The sequence below is a fragment of the Pantoea sp. SM3640 genome, from assembly GCF_015654165.1.
Taxonomy (GTDB): Bacteria; Pseudomonadota; Gammaproteobacteria; order Enterobacterales; family Enterobacteriaceae; genus Pantoea; species Pantoea vagans.
Genome location: NZ_CP064872.1, coordinates 3,458,756 through 3,479,796 on the forward strand (window position 1 = coordinate 3,458,756; position 21,041 = coordinate 3,479,796).

A 21,041-nucleotide genomic window follows, 5' to 3' on the forward strand; every position below is an offset into this window, starting at 1 on the left:
TGCTTGTGGGCGTGTAATGAATCTTTGCAGGTAAATTGAGCGCGATGTTACGGTTTTCGCGGGAAGTCGTGGGAAGGCAGAAAATAAAAAACCCGCCGAAGCGGGTTTTTTGAGCCAATTGCCGCAGCCGGAGCTGCAAACAATTAACGCTTGGAGAACTGAGGACGACGACGTGCTTTACGCAGGCCGACTTTCTTACGTTCAACCTGACGCGCATCACGAGTAACGAAGCCTGCTTTACGCAGTTCGCCACGCAGTGATTCGTCGTATTCCATCAGAGCGCGGGTGATACCGTGACGGATCGCACCAGCCTGACCAGAAATACCGCCACCTTTAACAGTGACATAGAGATCGAATTTACCAACCAGGTCCAGCAGCTCAAGCGGCTGACGAACTACCATGCGGGCAGTTTCGCGACCGAAGTACTGTTCCAGAGAACGTTGGTTAATTACGATGTTACCGCTACCCGGCTTAATGAATACGCGAGCGGTAGAGCTTTTGCGGCGACCAGTGCCGTAGTTTTGAGTTTCAGCCATTGCCTTTAATCCCGATTAAATGTCAAGAACTTGCGGTTGCTGTGCCGCATGGGTGTGCTCGTTGCCTGCGTAAACTTTCAGTTTACGGTACATAGCACGACCCAGCGGGCCCTTCGGCAGCATGCCTTTAACCGCGATCTCAATCACACGCTCAGGACGGCGAGCAATCATCTCTTCAAAGGTCGCCTGTTTGATACCACCGATGTGGCCGGTGTGGTGATAGTAGATCTTGTCAGTACGCTTGTTGCCGGTTACAGCAACTTTTTCTGCGTTCAGAACGATGATGTAATCACCCGTATCAACGTGCGGAGTGTATTCCGCTTTATGCTTACCACGCAGACGGCGCGCCAGTTCAGTCGCCAGGCGACCCAAAGTTTTGCCCGTTGCGTCAACTACAAACCAGTCACGTTGGACGGTTTCTGGTTTAGCTGTAAAAGTTTTCATCGAAAAGCTTACCCAAATTAAGTTACACGTTGGTGAAATCCCAAACGCTTAAGTAAACGAATGAGGCTCACACGACCATTTTGACCAGCAAGCCACCCCTTCGGATAGAGTTACTGGAACACAGAGGATTTGGGAAAAAAATCCTTTGCTGTAACGTGGGGTCGCAAGATTATAGAGAAGTCGGTTACAAAAATCGAACCCTATTTCGGTATTTATCCTGTTTATTCTCACGGCAGGTGCGGCAAACGCAGATACTCTTCGCTCTGCATCTCCTGGAGTCGGGATAAACAGCGCTGGTATTCAAACTTCAGTCGCGTGCCCTGATAAATCTCGGTCAGTGACGTCTCCGCCGCGACCACCAGCTTCACATGACGTTCATAGAACTCATCGACCAGTGCCAGGAAACGGCGCGCCTGATCTTCGGTTTTGTAGATCATCACCGGCACGTCATAGAGCAGCACGCTGTGAAAACGGCGCGAAAGCGCAATGTAGTCATGCTGACTGCGTCCCTCACCGCAGAGGGTCGTGAAATTAATGGCCAGCACGCCTTCGCTCACACCCAGCGTCGGCATCTGGCGATGATTAATTTCCAGAACCGGTGCCGCTTCAGGCTGGCTGCCTGACAATGCTTTGAACATCCGGCCCATCTCGGCATGCGTCTCTGCGTTGAGCGGGAAATTCCACAGATGCGCGGAGGTCAGCGTGCGTAACCGGTAGTCGATACCGGCATCCACGTTCATCACATCACAGTGCCGTTTTATCTGCTCAATCGCAGGCAGGAAGCGCGCACGCTGCAGACCATTGCGATAGAGATCGTCCGGCGGAATGTTCGAGGTGGCGACCAGCGCGATGCCACGTTCAAACAGCGCTTCCATCAGCGTGCCCAGCAGCATGGCATCGGTGATATCGGAAACAAAAAACTCATCAAAACAGAGGATGTCGGTTTCGGCTTTGAATTTGTCCGCCACGATCAGTAACGGATCGCTCTGGCCCTGAAGCTGCGTAAGTTCTTCGTGTACCCGCAGCATAAAACGGTGGAAGTGCAGACGCAGTTTGCGATCGCCAGGAATAGACTGAAAAAAGAGATCCATGACCCAGGTCTTACCGCGACCGACACCGCCCCACATATAGAGCCCGCGTACCGGTTGTGGCGTCTCGTTTTTCTCTTTGCCCATCAATTTAGAGAGGCGTCCCAGCAGGCCGGATGAGGAAGGCGCGGCGGCTTGTTGCCGGGCAACCAGCGCCTGCTGCAGCGCGTCTAAGCGGGTAATCGCTTCACGTTGTACGTCATCGGGCCTGAATTCGCCCTGCGACAGCGCCTGCTCATAGCGTGCAAGCGGAGTTGAGGTTTGCATTATTGTTTCAAAGTCCCTGAATGGTGTCTGATTGATACCACGGTTGCTGAAAAAAAGGCCGTTCTACACTAAGCCATGCTGCTCCGGAGTTCCACATCCATAAGATTAACGGGTATAGTGACTATTATTGAATATGGTGTAACGCCCTACGGAACAATGGAAATAACACGGGAGTCATTATGACCTGGGAATACGGGCTAATTGGTTTAGTGGTAGGTATTATTGTCGGCGCAGTCGCCATGCGTTTTGGCAACAAAAAGCTGCGTGAGCAGCGCAGCATGCAGTATGAGCTGGAAAAATCGAAAGCGGAGCTGGCTGATTATCGCGAAGAGCTGACCAACCACTTCGCGCAGAGCGCGGAGCTGCTGGACAACATGGCGCGTGACTATCGTCAGCTCTATCAGCATATGGCAAAAGGCTCGAATGACCTGCTGCCAAATCTGCCTGGCCAGAAAAATCCGTTTGCCTATCAGCTGACTGAAGCTGAAGCGGACAACGATCAGGTGCCGGTGCAGATGCCGCGCGACTACTCTGAAGGCGCATCCGGTTTACTGCGTGGCGAGCGCCCTGCCCGCGACTAATCTTTTTGGGGCGCAGCCTGTCTGCGCCCGCTGTTTTTGCGAACCCTGACCGCAAACGACTGTCACACTCATTAATTTCTCCCACCTTTTGCAGCGAGAGCGTTGTAGCAATGAAAAAACAAGCACGCCTGTTTAGCGCATTAGCCCTGAGTATTGGGATGAGCCTTGCCGCCGCGCCAGACGCGATGGCAACGCTGCCAGCACAAATTGCGGGCCAGCCGCTGCCAAGTCTGGCGCCGATGCTGGAGAAAGTGTTGCCCGCCGTGGTCAGTGTTCACGTGGAAGGCACTGATTCCGGTGCGCAGGCTCAGGATATTCCTGAACCCCTGAAGCGTTTTTTCGGCCAGATGCCTGGCGGAAACAGTCAGCCACAGCCATTTGAAGGCTTAGGTTCTGGCGTCATTATTGATGCCGCTAAAGGCTACGTGCTGACCAACAATCACGTGGTCAACGGTGCGGATAAGATCAACGTACAGCTTGGCGACGGCAGTGAATATGAAGCCAAACTGATCGGCCATGATGAGCAGACCGATATCGCGCTGATTCAGATTCAGGGCGCAAAAAACCTCACGCAGGTGAAAGTCGCAGACTCCGATCAGCTGAAAGTGGGTGATTTCGCAGTGGCGATCGGTAACCCGTTTGGCCTGGGACAGACCGCCACCTCCGGGATTATCTCGGCGCTGGGCCGCAGCGGCCTGAACCTGGAAGGGCTGGAAAACTTTATTCAGACCGATGCTGCCATTAACCGCGGCAACTCAGGCGGTGCGCTGGTCAACCTTAACGGTGAGCTGATCGGTATCAACACCGCGATTCTGGCCTCCAGCGGCGGCAACATTGGCATCGGATTTGCGATTCCGAGCGATATGGCGATGAACCTCGCGCAACAGCTGATCAAATTTGGTGAAGTGAAGCGCGGTCAGCTCGGCATCAAAGGCACTGAAATGACGGCCGATATGGCTAAAGCGTTCAATGTCGATGCGCAGCGCGGCGCCTTCGTCTCAGAAGTCTTACCGCAGTCTGCAGCACAGAAAGCGGGCGTGAAGTCAGGCGATATCATTACGTCGATTAACGATAAGCCGATTACCAGCTTCGCAGAGCTGCGCGTCAAAGTGGGCACCACGCCGCCAGGCGAACAGGTTAAACTTGGCCTGCTGCGCGAAGGTAAGCCGCTAACCGTTACCGTCACGCTGGAACAGAGCGCCCAGAGTACCGCCAGCGCTCAGCTGATGTCACCTGCACTTCAGGGCGCAACCCTGAGTGATGGACAGACCAAAACCGGTGACAAAGGCGTGAAGGTCGATACCATCGAAAAAGGCACGCCGGCTGAACAGGTTGGCCTGCAGAAAGATGATGTGATTATCGGCGTTAACCGCAATCGCGTTCAGACCATTGCAGAAATGCGTAAAATTCTGGAAGGAAAACCGCCGGTACTGGCACTGAATGTGGTACGCGGCGATGAAAGTATCTATCTGTTGTTGAGATAAACCTCGCATTACGGCGGACACAAGCGCGTGTGTGTCCGCCGCTCTCATGTTATTCTCCCCTGCGATCTCCCCTGGCGTGATTTAACACCATGTTTCTTAAACTTTTGCGTGCCGTGGTGCTGGGCCTGATTGTGGCGGGTATTTTGCTCGCAGCACTGCCTGCACTGCGTATGGGCAGCGACGCCCTCTATAACCACGAAAATATTACCGACGAAACGCCCTTTAGCTTCAATCAGGGGGTGCGCCGCGCCGTGCCTGCCGTTGTGAACGTTTACAACCGCAGCGCTCATGGCAACAACAATCGTGGCATCACTACCCTGGGTTCAGGGGTGATCATGAATACGAAAGGCTACATCCTTACCAACAAGCATGTGATCAACAATGCCGATCAGATTATCGTGGCATTGCAGGATGGCCGCTTCTTTGAAGCGACGCTGGTGGGTTCCGATGGCATGACCGATCTGGCCGTACTGAAGATTACCGCTTCTGGCCTGCCTGTTATCCCGATTAATCCCAACCGGCAGCCGCATATCGGCGATGTGGTAATGGCAATCGGTAACCCCTACAACCTCGGTCAGACGGTAACGCAGGGCATTATCAGCGCCACAGGCCGCGTAGGTCTGAGTTCGTCAGGCCGACAGAACTTCCTGCAGACCGATGCCTCAATCAACCAGGGTAACTCCGGCGGTGCGCTGATTAACTCGCTTGGCGAACTGATGGGCATTAACACCCTGACGTTTGATAAGAGTAATGATGGTGAAACCCCGGAAGGCATCGGCTTCGCCATTCCAACTGTCTTAGCCTCAAAAATCATGGATAAGCTGATTCGTGATGGCCGGGTCATCCGCGGCTATATCGGCATTACCGGGCGTGAGTTGCCGCCGCTGCACGGACAGGGCAGCAATCTGGATCGGGTTCAGGGGATTATTGTCAGTGTGGTCACGCCAGATGGGCCAGCGGATAAAGCCGGGATTCAGGCCAATGATGTATTGCTCAGCGTCAACGGCAAGCCAGCCATCTCCGCGCAGGAGACCATGGATCAGGTGGCCGAAATTCGTCCGGGTTCAGTAATTGATGTACAGGTGCTGCGAAACGACCAGAAGCTGACGCTGCCGGTGACGATTCAGGAGTTTCCGGATAGCAGCAGCTGATTGCCTGGGCCTTAAACTAACAGCAATGCCTTAGCCTGACGGGCAGGGGGGCCCATCTGAAGAGCAAAGCGTCCGAGCCAGGATGGCGAGGCCGACCTGCAGGGATGCAGGTTTCCTTTGCGATCAGATGGGCCATCCCCGCCCTTTTCACCCGGACGTTTAGCAACGATCCACCGGAAACGCGATCACTTCACTCAATGACTCCGCTTTCAACGCCAGCATGATCAGGCGATCGATACCCAGCGCGACCCCGGAACAGGCTGGCATGCCATGCGCCAGCGCATCCAGCAAATAGGTATCAATCGGATGCACAGGCAGGCCGCGCGCCGCACGGCGACGGTTATCCTGCTCAAAGCGCTGACGCTGCTCACGGCTGTCGGTCAGCTCACGGAAACCGTTCGCCAGCTCAATGCCCTTGTAATAGACCTCGAAACGCTCGGCCACACGATGATCTTCCGTACTGATCTCCGCCAGTGCCGCCTGGCTGGCCGGGAAGTGATAAACGAAGCAGGGTTTATCCTGACCAATCTTTGGTTCCACACCCAGCATAAACAGCAGCATCAGCAAGGTATCGCGATCCTCTTCTGCGCGCGCCAGCTCACCTTCACCCAGCTTCTCTGCTGCTTCACGCAACTGCGCTTTGTCCGCTGACAGCGGATCCAGATCCAGATGGCGGATAAATGCCTGCTGATACGAGAGCGACTCGGCGCTGTCACACTCCAGCACCTGCTGCATCAGATCGTCGACTTCGTTCATCAGACGGTACATGTCGTAATGCGGACGATACCACTCCAGCATGGTAAATTCGGGGTTATGGTGCCGTCCCGCCTCTTCATTGCGGAAGCTGCGCGCCATCTGGTAGATCGGGCCACTGCCCGCCGCCAGCAGGCGTTTCATATGATATTCCGGGCTGGTCATCAGCCAGAGATCGCGCCCCTGCGCCGCACCAGGCCCGACAAAGCGCGTCTGGAAGGGCACCAGATGGATATCGGTAATCGTTGCCTGGCTCATCGCCGGCGTATCGACTTCCAGCACGCCGCGATCGGCAAAGAAACGACGCACTTCGGCTAAAATAGCGGCGCGTTTTAACAAATTGGCGATGGATGCGCTTGGTTGCCAGCTTGCCGTTTCGCTCATGGTGATGACTCCTGATACAAATTAGGGGGGGAAGTCTACCTGCAATGCCTGCGGCAAACAATCTCGTGCCCGCGCTGCCAAAAACAGCGTTTCGGCTTCTATACTTAAGCGGTTAAATCACAAAGGAATCCCACTATGTCTCCATGGAAAACAGTTGTTGCCAGCCTGAGTGCTTTTCTCTCAGTTGCCTGTAGCACCACGCCGCCAAAGAACGTCACGGTCATTGATAACTTTGACAGTCAGCGCTATCTCGGTCAGTGGTATGAGATTGCCCGCCTCAACCATCCCTTTGAGCGTGGCCTTGAGCAGGTGACGGCAAACTACAGCCCGCGTGAAGATGGCGGCCTGAAGGTGATTAATCGTGGCTATAACGTCAAAAAGCAGCGCTGGCAGGAGAGCGTCGGTAAAGCCTACTTTACTGGTGAACCTCAGCGTGCGTCGCTGAAAGTCTCTTTCTTTGGCCCCTTCTACGGTGGCTATAACGTTATCGCACTGGATCCCGACTATCGCTATGCGCTGGTGTGCGGCCCGAATCGCCACTATCTCTGGATACTGTCACGGACACCCCAACTGGAGCCGGGTGTAAAAGAGAAACTGGTTGAGCAGGCGCGTCGGGATGGTTTCCCGGTCGAAGAGCTAATCTGGGTAAAACAGAAATAGTGCAGATTATGACAAGCCGGTACGAAAAGCCTTTCGTACCGGTTGGAATAACAGGTTACTTCGTGCTGTTCTGAATCGCCTGGCCACCCGCCTCGACATCTTCACCGACACCGCGCGTGGTATTACACGCCGTCAGCAGAGAAGAGAGCACCAGTACAGAGAAGATTGCGGCAATACTTTTCTTTAACATAACAATGTCCTTTTTGATGGATGTAAAGTACAGCGCTTTAAGCATAGCCGGATTTCAGGCAGTTGCTGCGGGCGGGACTCTAAAAAGGACAATCAGTTAAGGTCATTTTGCCGCACGCGAAATGGCACCGCCTAAGTGGGAGACATCTTCGCCAAAACCGTGGAATGTGTTGCAGGCGCTAAGCGCAGAAGAGACCAGCAACGCGAATGCGATTAATTTTGCCAGCTTGATCATTTTTTTCTCTCAGACAAGAAAAAGGCGCACCAGAAGATGCGCCTGCGAATCTTATTTCACGCGTGACACGTATTCGCCAGAGCGGGTGTCAACTTTGACCACTTCGCCCTCTTGCACGAACAATGGCACTTTCACCACGGCGCCGGTAGACAGCTTGGCTGGCTTGCCGCCAGTACCCGCAGTATCACCTTTCAGACCTGGATCGGTTTCGATAACTTCAGCTTCGATAAAGTTCGGCGGCTGAACGGCGATTGGACGACCATTCCACAGCGTAACGATACATTCAGCGTTATCCTGCAGCCATTTCGCTGCATCGCTTACCGTCTTCTCTTCAACCTGGAACTGCTCAAAGCTTTCCGGGTGCATGAAGTGGTAGAACTCACCGTCGTTGTACAGGTAGTTCAGGTTGGTATCTACAACGTCTGCACCTTCAGCGGAGTCGGTAGATTTAAAAGTTTTCTCAACGCGAGAACCCGTCAGCAGGCGACGCATTTTAACGCGTGCGAATGCCTGACCTTTACCCGGTTTAACGAACTCACTGGATTCGATGGCATACGGCTCGCCTTCGAACATGATTTTAAGACCGGGACGGAAATCGTTGCTAGAATAAGTCGCCATGAAGGCCCTCTACGAAAATTGACACTGGTACTAAGCCAAAAAAATGGCACACATTGTAACCCTAAAAACACCTTCCAGAGAAGATTGGTTGCAGCAACTTGCGGATGTTGTCACCGAACCTGATGAATTACTGCGGATTTTAGCCCTTGATCAGCACACTGAACTGGCTGAAGGTGCGGATGCGCGGCGTCTTTTCGCCCTGCGTGTCCCGCATGCGTTCATCCGCCGGATGAAAAAAGGCGATGCGCACGACCCGCTGCTGCTTCAGGTACTGACCCGCCGCCAGGAATTCATCGATGCGCCAGGTTATAGCACCGATCCACTCGATGAACAAAGCAACGTTGTACCTGGATTGCTGCATAAATACCGAAACCGGGCGTTATTGCTGGTAAAAGGCGGCTGCGCCGTCAACTGTCGCTACTGCTTCCGTCGTCATTTCCCTTATCAGGACAATCCCGGCAACAAGCGTAGCTGGCAGGCTGCACTGGACTATATCGCCGATCATCCTGAGCTGGATGAGATCATTTTTTCCGGCGGCGATCCGTTGATGGCGAAAGATCATGAGCTCGCCTGGCTGATCGCGGCGCTGGAACAGATCCCGCACCTGAAGCGTCTGCGCATACATAGTCGTTTACCGGTAGTGATCCCGGCGCGTATCACCGATCAGCTCTGTCAGATGCTCAGCGAAACCCGCCTGCAGGTGCTGATGGTAACGCACATCAACCATGCGCAGGAGATCGATGATGAATTGCGTGAGGCGATGAGCAGCCTGAAGCGTGCCGGTGTCACCCTGCTGAATCAGAGCGTGCTGTTGCGCGGCATCAACGATAATGCCCGGACGCTGGCCACCCTGAGCAATGCGCTGTTTGATGCCGGTATTCTGCCCTACTATCTGCATGTGCTGGATAAGGTACAGGGTGCCGCGCACTTCTTTGTGTCAGATGAGGAAGCCCGTCAACTGGTGCGTGCGCTGTTGTCACAGGTCTCGGGTTATCTGGTGCCAAAGCTGGCGCGTGAAATTGGTGGAGAGCCAAGTAAAACACCACTGGATTTACAGCTGCGTCAGGAATAAAAACGGCCAGCAAAAAGCTGGCCGATTAAATAAAGCAGACGCCCGATTCACATTATGGGCACTTATAAACCTGGCCGGTCATTTTGCTGTCGAGTGGCGCGAACGCGGACAACAGATTCTGCGTCGGGCTGGTTGCACCGTAAATGACGTTGCCGCCCATCTCCGCTGCGCGATTGCGCAGATCATTCGCTGCACCGCGCAGTGCGCTGGTTTCGCCGCCTGCACCGCTCAGCCAGTTGCTCTGTGAGCCGGTGATATTGCCCAGAAGCTGGCAGTTATTGCCAGGCTGCTGATCGGTAAACGTTACACGCTGTCCTGCTGAAGAGAGTTGCGTAGAGCTGCTGCAGCCCGCCAGCAATAACGCGCCAGCCGTCAGTCCGAGCAAGAGGTTAATCCGCATTGTAATCCCCATTTATTATCATCAGAGTCGGGTGGCAGCGTAGCAGAAAAAGATCACTTTTTTCTGAACATTCATTGCCTTAATCCCGTTATATCACCTCAATATTTCATACTGAGTTCAGGCTGGCAGATTGGCGCATCCCGATAAACTTACAGCAGTAAGTCAATCCGGCAGGGCGGCAACAGTCAGCGCGCAGACAGCGGGAGATATCAAGAGGAAAGACGAACGATTGCGCCACTACTTATACTATTTTCCTGCCCAAAAGAAAAACCCCCGACCGTTTCCGATCGGGGGTTCTGTGATGACTTAAGCAGTCAACGGCAATTACATCATGCCGCCCATACCGCCCATGCCACCCATACCGCCAGCGCCGCCGCCTAAATCAGGTGCATCGCCTTTTGGCAGGTCAGTGACCATACATTCGGTGGTGATCATCAGACCCGCAACAGAGGCCGCGTACTGCAGAGCAGAACGGGTCACTTTGGTTGGGTCCAGGATACCGAAGTCGATCATGTTGCCGTACTCTTCAGTCTGCGCGTTGTAACCGTAGTTACCGTCGCCCGCTTTCACGTTGTTAGCAACAACGGATGGCTCTTCACCGGCGTTAGAGACGATCTGACGCAGTGGAGATTCCATTGCGCGCAGCGCAACTTTGATACCCACGTTCTGGTCTTCGTTCTGACCACGCAGATCGGCCAGCTGTGCGGCAACGCGAACCAGCGCCACACCACCACCTGCAACCACGCCTTCTTCGACAGCAGCACGGGTTGCGTGCAGCGCATCTTCAACGCGGGCTTTCTTCTCTTTCATTTCAACTTCAGTTGCTGCGCCTACTTTCAGAACGGCTACGCCGCCTGCCAGTTTCGCTACGCGCTCCTGCAGTTTTTCTTTGTCGTAATCAGAGGTTGCTTCTTCGATCTGCTGACGAATCTGGGTCACACGGCCCTGGATTGTCGCCTCTTCACCCACACCGTCGATGATGGTGGTGGTGTCTTTGTTGATCACAACGCGTTTAGCCTGGCCCAGATCTTCCAGCGCCGCTTTTTCCAGCTCCATACCGATCTCTTCAGAGATCACAGTACCACCGGTCAGGATAGCGATATCCTGCAGCATAGCTTTACGACGGTCGCCGAAGCCTGGTGCTTTAACCGCAGCCACTTTCACGATGCCGCGCATGGTGTTAACCACCAGTGTTGCCAGCGCTTCGCCTTCAACATCTTCCGCGATGATCAGCAATGGTTTGCCTGCTTTCGCAACAGCTTCCAGCACTGGCAGCATTTCACGGATGTTAGAAATTTTCTTGTCAGCCAGCAGGATGAACGGAGATTCCAGTTCAATCGCGCCAGTTTCTGGCTTGTTGATGAAGTAAGGAGAGAGGTAGCCACGATCGAACTGCATACCTTCAACCACATCCAGCTCGTCCTGCAGGCCGGTGCCTTCTTCAACGGTGATCACGCCTTCTTTACCGACTTTTTCCATCGCCTGAGCAATCAGCTGGCCTACGGTTTCATCGGAGTTAGCAGAGATAGTACCAACCTGCGCAATCGCTTTAGAGTCTGAGCAAGGCACAGACAGCGCTTTCAGTTTCTCAACCGCAGCGATAACGGCCTGGTCGATACCGCGCTTCAGGTCCATCGGGTTCATACCCGCTGCGACCGCTTTCAGGCCTTCGGTGATGATTGACTGTGCCAGTACGGTTGCCGTGGTGGTACCGTCGCCCGCAGCGTCGTTCGCTTTAGAGGCTACTTCTTTCACCATCTGCGCGCCCATGTTCTCGAACTTGTCTTCCAGCTCGATTTCACGTGCCACAGAAACACCATCTTTAGTGATGGTCGGTGCACCAAAAGATTTATCCAGAACCACGTTACGGCCTTTCGGGCCCAGGGTAACTTTTACTGCATCTGCCAGTACGTTCACGCCACGCAGCATTTTTACGCGAGCGTCATTACCGAATTTTACGTCTTTAGCTGCCATTTCAATTGTCCCTTAAATTCGTTTCGTTCAGTGAGTTACGCGAAAAAATTACGCTTCAACAATCGCCAGAATGTCGCTTTCAGAGATGATCAGCACTTCTTCGTTGTCGATCTTTTCGGTTTTAGCACCGTAACCTTCATTGAAGATCACGACATCACCAACCTTCACGTCCAGCGGCTTAACGTCGCCACTCTCAAGGATGCGGCCATTGCCGACAGCCAGAACTTCACCACGGGTGGATTTACCTGCTGCGGAACCGGTCAGCACGATGCCGCCAGCTGATTTAGCTTCAACTTCTTTACGCTTGACGATGACGCGATCGTGCAATGGACGAATTTTCATTTGATAGCTCTCCTTTGAGAAGTCCAATCATTCAGTTTTGGGGTTGAACACCGGGCTGCATGGCTTCCGGCCTCGTGACCAGAGAGATAGGGCCATACCCACCTGCTTTCAAGGGGGCGGACAACAAATTTTTTACGCGAACGTGATAAGTGGCGGCTTTTTGAACAGAAGGCGCGACAAATAAAAAACGCAGCCCGGAGGCTGCGCTTTCAAAAGTAACCGCTGTGATTAACGATCCTTGTGATCGTCATGGTGCTCAAGGCGATCGCTGTTTTTACGTTCGAATTCGCCATCCATGGTGTAACCGCTGTCCGGTCCGGCACCCGGTCCGCGCCAGACGCGCAGATGGGGCATCAGCTTCAGCGTCAGATGCTTCTGCACCGGTGGCAGCAGCAGCAACAGACCGAGCAGGTCAGTAAAGAAGCCCGGCAACAGCAGCAGGAAACCGGCGATGATCAGCGATACGCTTTTGATCATCTCACTGGCAGGACTTTCGTTACGCGCCAGCTTCTCCTGCATCAGCATGAAGTTCTTCATGCCCTGATTTTTGACCAGCGACACCCCGATGCACGAAGTGAAGACCACCAGCAGCATGGTCAGCAGCACGCCCATGACGTGCGCAACCTGAATGAAGAGCGAAATCTCGATCCAGGCCAGAACAAAAAAGACTAATAACGGTATCCAGCGCACCGTACTCTCCTGTAAGTAGGGCTGAACGGCAGCGTGCCGGTCAGCAGAAAGCGTTCATCCTGAGGATGATAAGAAAAGAGATGGGCACCCACGCCGCCATTTTCAACCGATCCTGTCAAATTTATCCTGCGGGGTTAATTTTGTAACCAACTTCACATATCGTTAACCAGACGGCAGCATTAAGTGATCTGCATGCGTGCTTTTCTTATGCATCAGAATATGATCGCACATGCCACGGTGAAGACGGATAATATGTCGGCACGGGCACACCACAACAAAATAAACACATCCTTTGTGATGGTTAGCGGCAACAACAAGAAGGTTATCATGGCGAACAACATTCGTATCGAAGAAGACCTGTTAGGTATGCGCGAAGTTCCGGCGGATGCCTATTATGGCGTTCATACTCTGCGTGCGATTGAAAATTTTTATATCAGCAACAGTAAAATCAGCGACATACCTGAATTTGTCCGCGGTATGGTGATGGTAAAAAAAGCGGCAGCGATGGCCAATAAAGAGCTGCAGACCATCCCGCGTAACATTGCCGATACCATCATTAAGGCCTGCGACGAAGTGCTGAACAACGGTCGCTGTATGGACCAGTTCCCCGTGGATGTCTATCAGGGCGGGGCCGGAACCTCGGTCAATATGAACACCAATGAGGTACTGGCAAACATCGGCCTGGAGCTGATGGGCCACCAGAAAGGGGAATATCAGTACCTTAACCCCAACGATCATGTGAACAAATGCCAGTCCACTAACGATGCCTACCCGACCGGTTTTCGCATTGCCGTTTACAGCTCGCTGCTGAAGCTGCTTGATGGCATCAGCCAGCTGGCCGAAGGCTTCCAGCACAAAGCCGATGAATTCCAGACCATCCTGAAAATGGGCCGCACCCAGCTGCAGGATGCCGTGCCAATGACCCTCGGTCAGGAGTTTCACGCCTTCAGCGTGCTGCTGAATGAAGAGACCAAAAGCATTCTGCGCACTGCTGAACTGCTGCTGGAAGTGAACCTGGGCGCGACCGCCATCGGCACCCGCCTCAATACCCCGGAAGGCTATCAGCATTTGGCGGTTCAGCGTCTGGCGGAAGTCAGCAATCTGCCGGTGGTGCCAGCGGAAGATCTGATTGAAGCAACCTCTGACTGTGGTGCCTATGTGATGGTCCATTCATCGCTGAAACGTCTGGCGGTGAAGCTCTCAAAAATCTGTAATGACCTGCGCCTGCTCTCCTCCGGTCCACGCGCCGGCCTGAACGAAATTAACCTGCCAGAGCTGCAGGCGGGTTCCTCTATCATGCCGGCCAAGGTCAATCCGGTCGTGCCAGAGGTCGTTAACCAGGTCTGCTTCAAAGTGATTGGCAACGACATTACCGTGACGATGGCTTCTGAAGCGGGCCAGTTGCAGCTTAACGTGATGGAGCCGGTAATTGGGCAGGCGCTGTTTGAGTCAATCAGCATCCTGACCAACGCCTGCTACAACCTGCTGGAGAAATGCGTTAACGGCATCACCGCCAACCGCGCGGTGTGCGAAGCCTACGTCTTCAACTCGATTGGTATCGTCACTTACCTCAACCCTTACATCGGCCACCACAACGGCGATATCGTCGGCAAAATCTGTGCGGAAACCGGTAAAAGTGTGCGTGAAGTGGTGCTGGAGCGCGGCCTGCTGACGGAAAGTGAGCTGGACGATATCTTCTCGGTGCAGAACCTGATGTACCCGGTTTACAAAGCGAAACGTTATACCGATGAAAGTGAACAGTAAGGGTTAACCGACGCTGGTTAACCAAAGGCACACCGCGATCAACACGGTGTGCCTTTTTTTTTGTTACACAGCACACCCAGGTTTTACCGGTTTACTTTACAGGAGTGATTCATGTTTGTGGTTGAGCTGCTTATCGTCTTAATGGCGATCTGGTTGGGCGCGCGTCTTGGCGGCATTGGCATCGGGTTCGCCGGCGGCATGGGCGTGCTGGTGCTGACGCTGGGATTTGGCATGGCACCCGGTGCTATCCCGTTCGATGTGATCGAAATCATCATGGCGGTGATCGCCGCAATCGCCGCCATGCAGGTGGCGGGCGGCATGGATTATCTGGTGAGCCTGGCGGAACGCCTGCTGCGCCGTCATCCACGCCATGTCACCCTACTGGCTCCGCTGGTGACCTATCTGATGACGCTGCTGGCCGGAACCGGGCACACCGCGTTCTCGACGCTGCCGGTGATTGCCGAAGTCGCGAAGGAGCAAGGCGTTCGCCCTTCCCGACCGCTGTCGATTGCGGTGGTGGCTTCGCAGATCGCGATTACCGCGTCACCGATTTCAGCCGCGGTGGTCTTCTTCGCCACCCTGCTTGAACCGCGCGGCGTCAGCTACATCACGCTGCTGGCGATTGCCATCCCCTCAACTATGGTGGGTCTCTTCCTGGCGGCACTGGTGACCAACTTCCTGGGCCGTGAGCTGAAAGATGATGAGGTCTATCAGGCACGTCTCGCCAAAGGCGAAGTCACGCTGCGCGGTGCCAGCATCTTCCATGCAAAACCGGGCGCGAAAAAGTCGGTGCTGCTGTTTCTGACAGGGATTGTGGCCGTGGTGCTCTATGCCACCGTGACCAGCGCCAGCGTCGGCCTGATCGCCAATCCGCCGCTGCCACGTAACGAAGCGATTGTGGTATTTATGCTGACCATCGCCACGCTGATCAGCCTGACCTGCAAACTCGACACCAGCGAAATCCTTAGTGCCAGCACCTTTAAATCCGGCATGAGCGCCTGTATCTGCGTGATGGGCGTTGCCTGGCTGGGCGATACCTTTGTCAAAGCGCATCTGGCGGAGATCCAGATGCTGGCGGGCGACGCGCTGAAAACCTATCCATGGATGCTGGCGCTGGTGCTGTTTTTCGCCTCCATGCTGCTCTACTCACAGGCCGCTACCACTAAAGCACTGATGCCCGCCGCGCTGCTGCTGGGCGTGACGCCGCTGACGGCCATCGCGTCATTCGCAGCGGTTTCGGCGCTGTTTGTGCTGCCGACCTACCCGACCCTGCTGGCCGCCGTGGAGATGGATGACACCGGCTCAACCCGGATTGGCAAGTTTGTCTTTAACCATGCCTTTATTATTCCCGGTGTGATCGCCATTGCGCTGTCGGTACTCTCCGGCTTCGTCTTTGGCGGCTTGCTGTTATAGCGCCGTCATCGTGTTACGGATGGAGCGTGCTATCATCGGCGCTCTTTTCAACAGGAGTCACAGGATGAACGCTGTCGTGATCCTCTGCACCGTGCCCGATCAGGCCACGGCAGAAAAACTTGCTGCCCTGGCGCTGGAAGCCCGACTGGCGGCCTGCGTCACAATGCTGCCGGGCGCGACCTCCTGGTATCTCTGGCAGGGCAAAATGGAGCAGAGCAGCGAAGTCCAGATGCTGCTGAAGTGCGACAGCGATCATCAGCAGGCGCTGTGTGACCTGCTCAAACAGGCGCATCCCTACGACGTGCCTGAACTGCTGGCGCTACCGGTTCAATATGGAGACAGTGAATACTTGTCATGGCTGCACGCATCTCTCGCTTAATTACGCTTCTGCTGACGCTGTTTCTCTGTCTGCAGGCGCACGCATCACTCTTTTCAAATCCGGCGACCAGCCGCTTTGTGCCGGTCGATCAGGCGTTTACGTTTGACTTTGACCAGCAGGGCGCGCAGCTCAACCTGCACTGGAAAGTGAAACCGGGTTACTACCTTTATCGCCAGCAAATCCACATCACGCCGCAGAACGCGACCATTGCGCCGCTGACGCTGCCCGCCGGTCAGCCGCATGAAGATGAATTCTTCGGCAAAAGTGAGATTTATCCGCAGGACCTGACGCTGCCGGTGACGCTGAAACAGGCAGGCCCTGATGCCACGCTCAGCGTTACGTATCAGGGCTGTGCTGCCGCCGGATTCTGTTATCCGCCGGAGACACGCAGCGTGCCGGTAAGTGAGATTGCAGCCAGCAGCGCGCCAGCGCCGGTCAGTGCTCAGCCCGCGCCTGCCAGTCCGCTGCCCTTTTCTCCGCTCTGGGCGTTATTGATCGGCATCGGCGTGGCGTTTACCCCCTGCGTACTGCCGATGTATCCACTGATCTCCGGCATCATCCTTGGCGGCAAGCGCCACTATTCGCTGGGCCGACTATTTGCGCTGGCAATGGTCTATGTCCAGGGAATGGCGCTGACCTATACGTTATTGGGGATGGTGGTCGCGGCCGCGGGGCTGCGCTTCCAGGCTGCGTTGCAGCACCCCTACGTGCTGTTCACGCTCTCCCTGCTGTTCATCGTGCTGGCGCTGTCGATGTTCGGCCTGTTTACGCTGCAACTGCCCGCCAGCCTGCAAACCCGTCTGACCCTGTGGAGCAATCGCCAGCAGGGAGGATCGCTGCCCGGCGTCTTCCTGATGGGTGCGCTGGCAGGTTTGATCTGTTCGCCCTGCACCACGGCCCCGCTCAGTGCCATTCTGCTTTACATCGCGCAGAGCGGAAATCTGTGGGCCGGTGCCGGAACGCTGTGGCTCTATGCGGTCGGCATGGGCTTACCATTGATTGCCGTGACCCTGTTTGGTAACCGGCTGCTGCCGAAAAGCGGCCCGTGGATGCAAACCGTTAAAGAAGGCTTTGGCTTTGTCATCCTGGCGTTGCCGGTCTTCCTGCTGGAGCGGGTGCTGGGTGACGCGTGGGGCGTGCGGCTCTGGAGCCTGCTCGGCGTGGCCTTCTTCGGCTGGGCGTTCACCGTCAGCCTGCACGCCAGCAGCGGTAAGTGGCGCGTGGTGCAGATTATCATGCTGGCCGCTGCGCTGATCAGCGCGCGTCCGTTGCAGGACTGGGCCTTTGGCGGTCAGGCCGCGCAGCATGCTGTAGCACCGCTGCCGTTCCAGACGCTTCAGACACCGCAGCAGCTCAATAGCGCGCTGCAGCAGGCCCGCGGCCGCATCACCATGGTCGATCTCTACGCTGACTGGTGCGTCGCCTGCAAAGAGTTTGAAAAATATACCTTTAGTGATAGCGCCGTGCGCGATAGCCTGAGTCAGGTACAGCTGCTTCAGGCCAACGTCACCGCCAACAGCGCCAGCGACAACGTGCTGTTGCAGCATCTTCAGGTGCTGGGCTTACCGACGATTTTGTTCTTCGATGCGCAGGGCCATGAAGTCCCCGGTTCGCGCATCACCGGGTTTCTCAATGCCGCCGACTTCAGAGCGCATTTGCAGAAACTTACCCCGTAAACAACACTGGAGTCAGGTCATTGCCCGGTGAATGACCGGGCCTGCATACCAGAGGAGAGTCACTTGCAGCGTGAACAGATACTCGAGCATGCATTGAATGTGCTTGAACAAAACGGCCTCGCCGCCACCCTCTCATTGGAAACCCTGGCGGGACAGACTGAATTAACCCTTGAGCAGCTTCAGCTGTTCTGGCCCGATCGTGACGCTCTGCTCTATGATGCGCTGCGCTATCACGGCCAGCAGATCGAAACCTGGCGCCGCCAGATCCTGCTGGATGAATCGCTGTCACCGGATCAGAAGCTGATGGCGCGCTATGAAGTACTGGGTGAGCAGGTCAGTAAGGGACGCTTTCCAGGTTGCCTGTTTATCGCCGCCTGCAGCTTCTATCCACAGCCCGATCAGCCCATTCATCAGCTGGCCGAGCAGCAGAAACGCGGCTCCTGGCAGTTCACCCATGAGATTCTGGTAGAGCAGGCGCTGGATAATCCCAGTATGGTCGCCGATCAGATGGAGCTGATCCTTGAAGGCTGCCTGAGCAAGCTGCTGGTGAAGCGTAATGTGCAGGATGTCGCCACCGCTCAGCGGCTGGCAGAGGATGTGTACAGCATCGCACTGTGCCGTAAAAATGGTGCGCTGGCCTGAGGTTTTGCCCGCTTTGACTGAAAATCAGGCAATCAGTCACGTTTCCAGGGGTTTTTTAGTGAAAGCCGTTGACGACCCGCGGCCTTTACGGTTTAATGCGCCCCGTTGCCCGAATAGCTCAGTCGGTAGAGCAGGGGATTGAAAATCCCCGTGTCCCTGGTTCGATTCCGGGTTCGGGCACCAAAATTTAAAGAAACCCGCCTCTGGCGGGTTTTTTGCTTTTGGGACGCCAGTCCCCGTACCTCTGCCGTGTTTCCCACTATCCCTGGTTTATGTGCACTATTCTGCTGTTGTCCGCCAGCCCCGAGAGTCAGGCATGACGACTGAACTGACCCTCAATTATCCTCTGTACGCTTTAATGAACCTATTCACTATATTAATGGCCATCCCGGTAAAGACCCGGCGATCATGCTTGCTGTCACAAACAGGGATCCAGCTAGTCTCTACTTGCCCGGGCTATCCCCTTTTATCCAACAGTCCAGAATGGCATTTAAAAAATCATTATAAACGATCTTTCATGATCTTCATCAAGGCATTTTCTGTGGGCAGAAGAGATAACATCTTTCTCATTTATTACGATAGAAATACGAATCAAAATAAATATCAAATGATGATGAAATTATTATTCACTCTCAGGGAAAGGCTAAACTCATAAATCTCACCATTTCATTAAAAATAAATAACCTATTAACATAAGCTTTCAATATAGAATAGTTATTCATCAACACCCTGCCCATACAATAAAAAACCACAGGTGCTTTTTTCTTAAATAAATTATAATGCCCCCATCTTATTATTAAGAGGAGGGAATCACCCCACATACATCGAAGCAGCAAAAACAAACAATAAAGAAAAAAATAAATTATATTAAAATCCAAAACCTGTGTTTTCGCATATTTACAGTAAAAATAATTTTTATATTTATTGTCAGCCCTTATTTACAAAACACAACAAAGCAAACTCAACAATAAAGGTGATTACATGAAATTAAATAAAAAAGACCTTCTGGTATTAGGTGCTTCAGCTCTGTTTCCGATGGGCTCAGCGCTGGCGGCAACGGCCAGCGGTGGTTCTGTCAATTTTAACGGAAGCGTCGTGACATCAGCCTGCGCCATCAGTGCCAACAGCGCAAACATTGATGTTGATATGGGTGAAGTCCGTACTGCAACGCTGGCCGCTGCAGGCAGTGAAGCAAGCGTGGCAAAAACGTTCTCTATCGCCCTGGAGGATTGCGCAATTGCTGATACCTCAGCTTCTACAGAAGAGAACCCGGTTGCTGCGACCACTGTCTCGGTGACCTTTTCAGGTACGCCAGATGCTAATGATGCCAACAGCCTGGCGGCGGGTGTAAACGGTGGTACAGCCTCTGCGCAGAATGTGGCCATTCGTCTTTATGACGAACAGGGCAATGTCGTAAAACTGGGTGAAGCAGCGACAGCAACGCAACTGCGTAAAGGCTCTAACACGCTGAACTTTAGCGCTAAATATTATTCCCCGACCGGTGGTGCCACTGCGGGCGATGCCAGTGCAGTTGCCACCTACACCGTAACCTACTCGTAATCGTTATGCCCGGTTTAAAGACCGGGCATAAATAGACATTCAGGAGAAAAAAATGCGTTCTTTAACCTGGGTTTTTCTGGCTGCCGCACTGTGTTCATCCGAGGTATACGCGGGTGGCGTGGGGTTAGGTGCGACACGTATGGTCTACTCAGCTGATTCAAAACAGTCCACTCTTCAGGTCAGAAACACCCATGCAACAGCCTCATTTTTGATTCAGTCCTGGATGGAGAATGCCAGCGGTGAGCGCACGCAGGATTTTGTTATTACGCCCCCGCTTTATGTTTTAAAACCGTCAACCGAAAGCGTAGTGAAGATTATCTTTAATGGTAAATCTCTGCCACAGGATCGTGAATCCCTGTACTGGATGACGGTAAAAGCGATTCCACAGCAAACGAAAAATAGTGCAGGTAACTCTCTGCAGTTCGCCTCTGCAAATCGTATTAAGGTATTTTATCGCCCCGCTTCACTTTCCGATAATGCTAACGAAGGCTGGAAAAAAATTAGCGGTAAATACACTTCGGGCAAAGTCGTGCTGAAAAATCCAACGCCCTGGTTCATTACCACAATCAATCTCAAAGTTGATGGTAAGACGGTTAAGCCTGTAATGTTGCCACCAAAATCAACTATCACACTGGCGGAGAAATTCAGCCAGGCCACATCGCTGACCTTTCAGACCATCAATGATTATGGTGCATGGACACCTGTCACCCGCGCCCCGTTGAACCGTAAATAAACTCTT

At 53.9% G+C, this 21,041-nt stretch carries 23 protein-coding genes and 1 tRNA gene; 13 read left to right on the forward strand and 11 right to left on the reverse strand.

Going from position 1 to position 21,041, the window contains the following annotated elements; translation table 11 throughout:
* Positions 1 to 143: 143 nt before the first annotated feature.
* The 3 genes from rpsI to zapE all read right to left on the reverse strand — a co-directional run bounded on the left by rpsI (position 144) and on the right by zapE (position 2,335).
* Entirely contained in the window at positions 144 to 536 is a 393-nt protein-coding gene (rpsI, locus tag IV493_RS16080) for a 30S ribosomal protein S9 (RefSeq protein WP_008925401.1), read from the reverse strand.
* A 15-nt stretch (positions 537 to 551) separates the two neighbouring features.
* On the reverse strand, positions 552 to 980 hold the full coding sequence (gene rplM, locus IV493_RS16085; RefSeq protein ID WP_008925400.1) for a 50S ribosomal protein L13: 429 nt from the start codon (positions 978 to 980) through the stop codon (positions 552 to 554).
* Positions 981 to 1,207: 227 nt separating this feature from the next.
* Positions 1,208 to 2,335: a cell division protein ZapE gene (gene zapE / locus IV493_RS16090; protein ID WP_013359870.1), complete on the reverse strand. Its 1,128-nt coding sequence runs from the start codon at positions 2,333 to 2,335 to the stop codon at positions 1,208 to 1,210.
* A gap of 179 nt (positions 2,336 to 2,514) precedes the next feature.
* Here zapE and zapG point away from each other — a divergent pair, with 179 nt between their 5' ends.
* The 3 genes from zapG (at position 2,515) to degS (ending at position 5,551) form a co-directional block, all read left to right on the forward strand.
* On the forward strand, positions 2,515 to 2,916 hold the full coding sequence (gene zapG / locus IV493_RS16095; protein ID WP_003848291.1) for a Z-ring associated protein ZapG: 402 nt from the start codon (positions 2,515 to 2,517) through the stop codon (positions 2,914 to 2,916).
* Positions 2,917 to 3,026: 110 nt separating this feature from the next.
* The gene (degQ, locus tag IV493_RS16100) at positions 3,027 to 4,400 is read left to right on the forward strand and encodes a serine endoprotease DegQ (RefSeq protein ID WP_010251960.1); all 1,374 of its coding nucleotides are present in this window, start codon (positions 3,027 to 3,029) and stop codon (positions 4,398 to 4,400) included.
* Positions 4,401 to 4,489: 89 nt separating this feature from the next.
* Positions 4,490 to 5,551: an outer membrane-stress sensor serine endopeptidase DegS gene (degS, locus tag IV493_RS16105; protein ID WP_033781618.1), complete on the forward strand. Its 1,062-nt coding sequence runs from the start codon at positions 4,490 to 4,492 to the stop codon at positions 5,549 to 5,551.
* A gap of 159 nt (positions 5,552 to 5,710) precedes the next feature.
* On the opposite strand, the gene epmA is transcribed toward degS, so the two are convergent.
* A complete protein-coding gene (epmA, locus tag IV493_RS16110) occupies positions 5,711 to 6,688 on the reverse strand; it encodes an elongation factor P--(R)-beta-lysine ligase (protein WP_013359868.1) in 978 nt (325 codons plus the stop codon).
* Positions 6,689 to 6,823: 135 nt separating this feature from the next.
* On the opposite strand from epmA, the gene IV493_RS16115 reads away from it, so the two are divergent.
* Positions 6,824 to 7,348: a lipocalin family protein gene (locus IV493_RS16115; protein WP_033781615.1), complete on the forward strand. Its 525-nt coding sequence runs from the start codon at positions 6,824 to 6,826 to the stop codon at positions 7,346 to 7,348.
* 55 nt (positions 7,349 to 7,403) lie between these two features.
* Here the strand turns inward: IV493_RS16115 and IV493_RS16120 are convergent, their stop codons facing one another.
* From IV493_RS16120 to efp, 3 genes are all read right to left on the reverse strand, one after another.
* Positions 7,404 to 7,538, reverse strand: a complete 135-nt coding sequence (locus IV493_RS16120; protein WP_003848302.1) for an entericidin A/B family lipoprotein — start codon at positions 7,536 to 7,538, stop codon at positions 7,404 to 7,406.
* 102 nt (positions 7,539 to 7,640) lie between these two features.
* Positions 7,641 to 7,772: an entericidin A/B family lipoprotein gene (locus IV493_RS16125; protein WP_003848306.1), complete on the reverse strand. Its 132-nt coding sequence runs from the start codon at positions 7,770 to 7,772 to the stop codon at positions 7,641 to 7,643.
* Between the two features lie 51 nt (positions 7,773 to 7,823).
* Complete coding sequence (gene efp / locus IV493_RS16130; protein WP_010251979.1) at positions 7,824 to 8,390, reverse strand: elongation factor P; 567 nt, start codon at positions 8,388 to 8,390, stop codon at positions 7,824 to 7,826.
* A gap of 43 nt (positions 8,391 to 8,433) precedes the next feature.
* On the opposite strand from efp, the gene epmB reads away from it, so the two are divergent.
* Positions 8,434 to 9,462, forward strand: a complete 1,029-nt coding sequence (gene epmB, locus IV493_RS16135) for an EF-P beta-lysylation protein EpmB (RefSeq protein ID WP_135910355.1) — start codon at positions 8,434 to 8,436, stop codon at positions 9,460 to 9,462.
* A gap of 52 nt (positions 9,463 to 9,514) precedes the next feature.
* Here epmB and IV493_RS16140 read toward each other — a convergent pair whose 3' ends face one another.
* From IV493_RS16140 to IV493_RS16155, 4 genes are all read right to left on the reverse strand, one after another.
* Positions 9,515 to 9,862 (reverse strand): DUF4156 domain-containing protein, encoded by a 348-nt coding sequence (locus IV493_RS16140; protein WP_008925394.1) that lies wholly within the window; start codon positions 9,860 to 9,862, stop codon positions 9,515 to 9,517.
* 324 nt (positions 9,863 to 10,186) lie between these two features.
* Complete coding sequence (gene groL / locus IV493_RS16145; protein ID WP_003848314.1) at positions 10,187 to 11,836, reverse strand: chaperonin GroEL; 1,650 nt, start codon at positions 11,834 to 11,836, stop codon at positions 10,187 to 10,189.
* Between the two features lie 48 nt (positions 11,837 to 11,884).
* Positions 11,885 to 12,178 (reverse strand): co-chaperone GroES, encoded by a 294-nt coding sequence (locus IV493_RS16150; protein ID WP_009092502.1) that lies wholly within the window; start codon positions 12,176 to 12,178, stop codon positions 11,885 to 11,887.
* Between the two features lie 228 nt (positions 12,179 to 12,406).
* A complete protein-coding gene (locus IV493_RS16155) occupies positions 12,407 to 12,868 on the reverse strand; it encodes an FxsA family protein (RefSeq protein ID WP_013359865.1) in 462 nt (153 codons plus the stop codon).
* Between the two features lie 327 nt (positions 12,869 to 13,195).
* Between IV493_RS16155 and aspA the strand changes: the two genes are divergently transcribed.
* The 8 genes from aspA to IV493_RS16195 all read left to right on the forward strand — a co-directional run bounded on the left by aspA (position 13,196) and on the right by IV493_RS16195 (position 21,035).
* Complete coding sequence (aspA, locus tag IV493_RS16160) at positions 13,196 to 14,632, forward strand: aspartate ammonia-lyase (RefSeq protein WP_041457294.1); 1,437 nt, start codon at positions 13,196 to 13,198, stop codon at positions 14,630 to 14,632.
* Between the two features lie 111 nt (positions 14,633 to 14,743).
* Complete coding sequence (locus IV493_RS16165) at positions 14,744 to 16,045, forward strand: anaerobic C4-dicarboxylate transporter (protein ID WP_195857435.1); 1,302 nt, start codon at positions 14,744 to 14,746, stop codon at positions 16,043 to 16,045.
* 64 nt (positions 16,046 to 16,109) lie between these two features.
* Positions 16,110 to 16,424, forward strand: a complete 315-nt coding sequence (gene cutA, locus IV493_RS16170) for a divalent cation tolerance protein CutA (RefSeq protein WP_013359862.1) — start codon at positions 16,110 to 16,112, stop codon at positions 16,422 to 16,424.
* On the forward strand, positions 16,400 to 18,100 hold the full coding sequence (locus IV493_RS16175) for a protein-disulfide reductase DsbD (protein ID WP_195857436.1): 1,701 nt from the start codon (positions 16,400 to 16,402) through the stop codon (positions 18,098 to 18,100). The genes cutA and IV493_RS16175 overlap by 25 nt, the downstream gene beginning before the upstream one ends.
* Positions 18,101 to 18,163: 63 nt before the next feature.
* On the forward strand, positions 18,164 to 18,742 hold the full coding sequence (locus IV493_RS16180; RefSeq protein ID WP_095706332.1) for a transcriptional regulator: 579 nt from the start codon (positions 18,164 to 18,166) through the stop codon (positions 18,740 to 18,742).
* Positions 18,743 to 18,849: 107 nt separating this feature from the next.
* Positions 18,850 to 18,925: transfer RNA gene (locus IV493_RS16185), tRNA-Phe, on the forward strand.
* 798 nt (positions 18,926 to 19,723) lie between these two features.
* Positions 19,724 to 20,302 carry a fimbrial protein gene (locus tag IV493_RS16190; RefSeq protein WP_195857437.1) on the forward strand — a complete coding sequence of 193 codons (579 nt, stop codon included), beginning with the start codon at positions 19,724 to 19,726 and terminating at the stop codon, positions 20,300 to 20,302.
* Positions 20,303 to 20,354: 52 nt separating this feature from the next.
* Complete coding sequence (locus IV493_RS16195) at positions 20,355 to 21,035, forward strand: molecular chaperone (protein ID WP_195857438.1); 681 nt, start codon at positions 20,355 to 20,357, stop codon at positions 21,033 to 21,035.
* Positions 21,036 to 21,041: the final 6 nt, after the last annotated feature.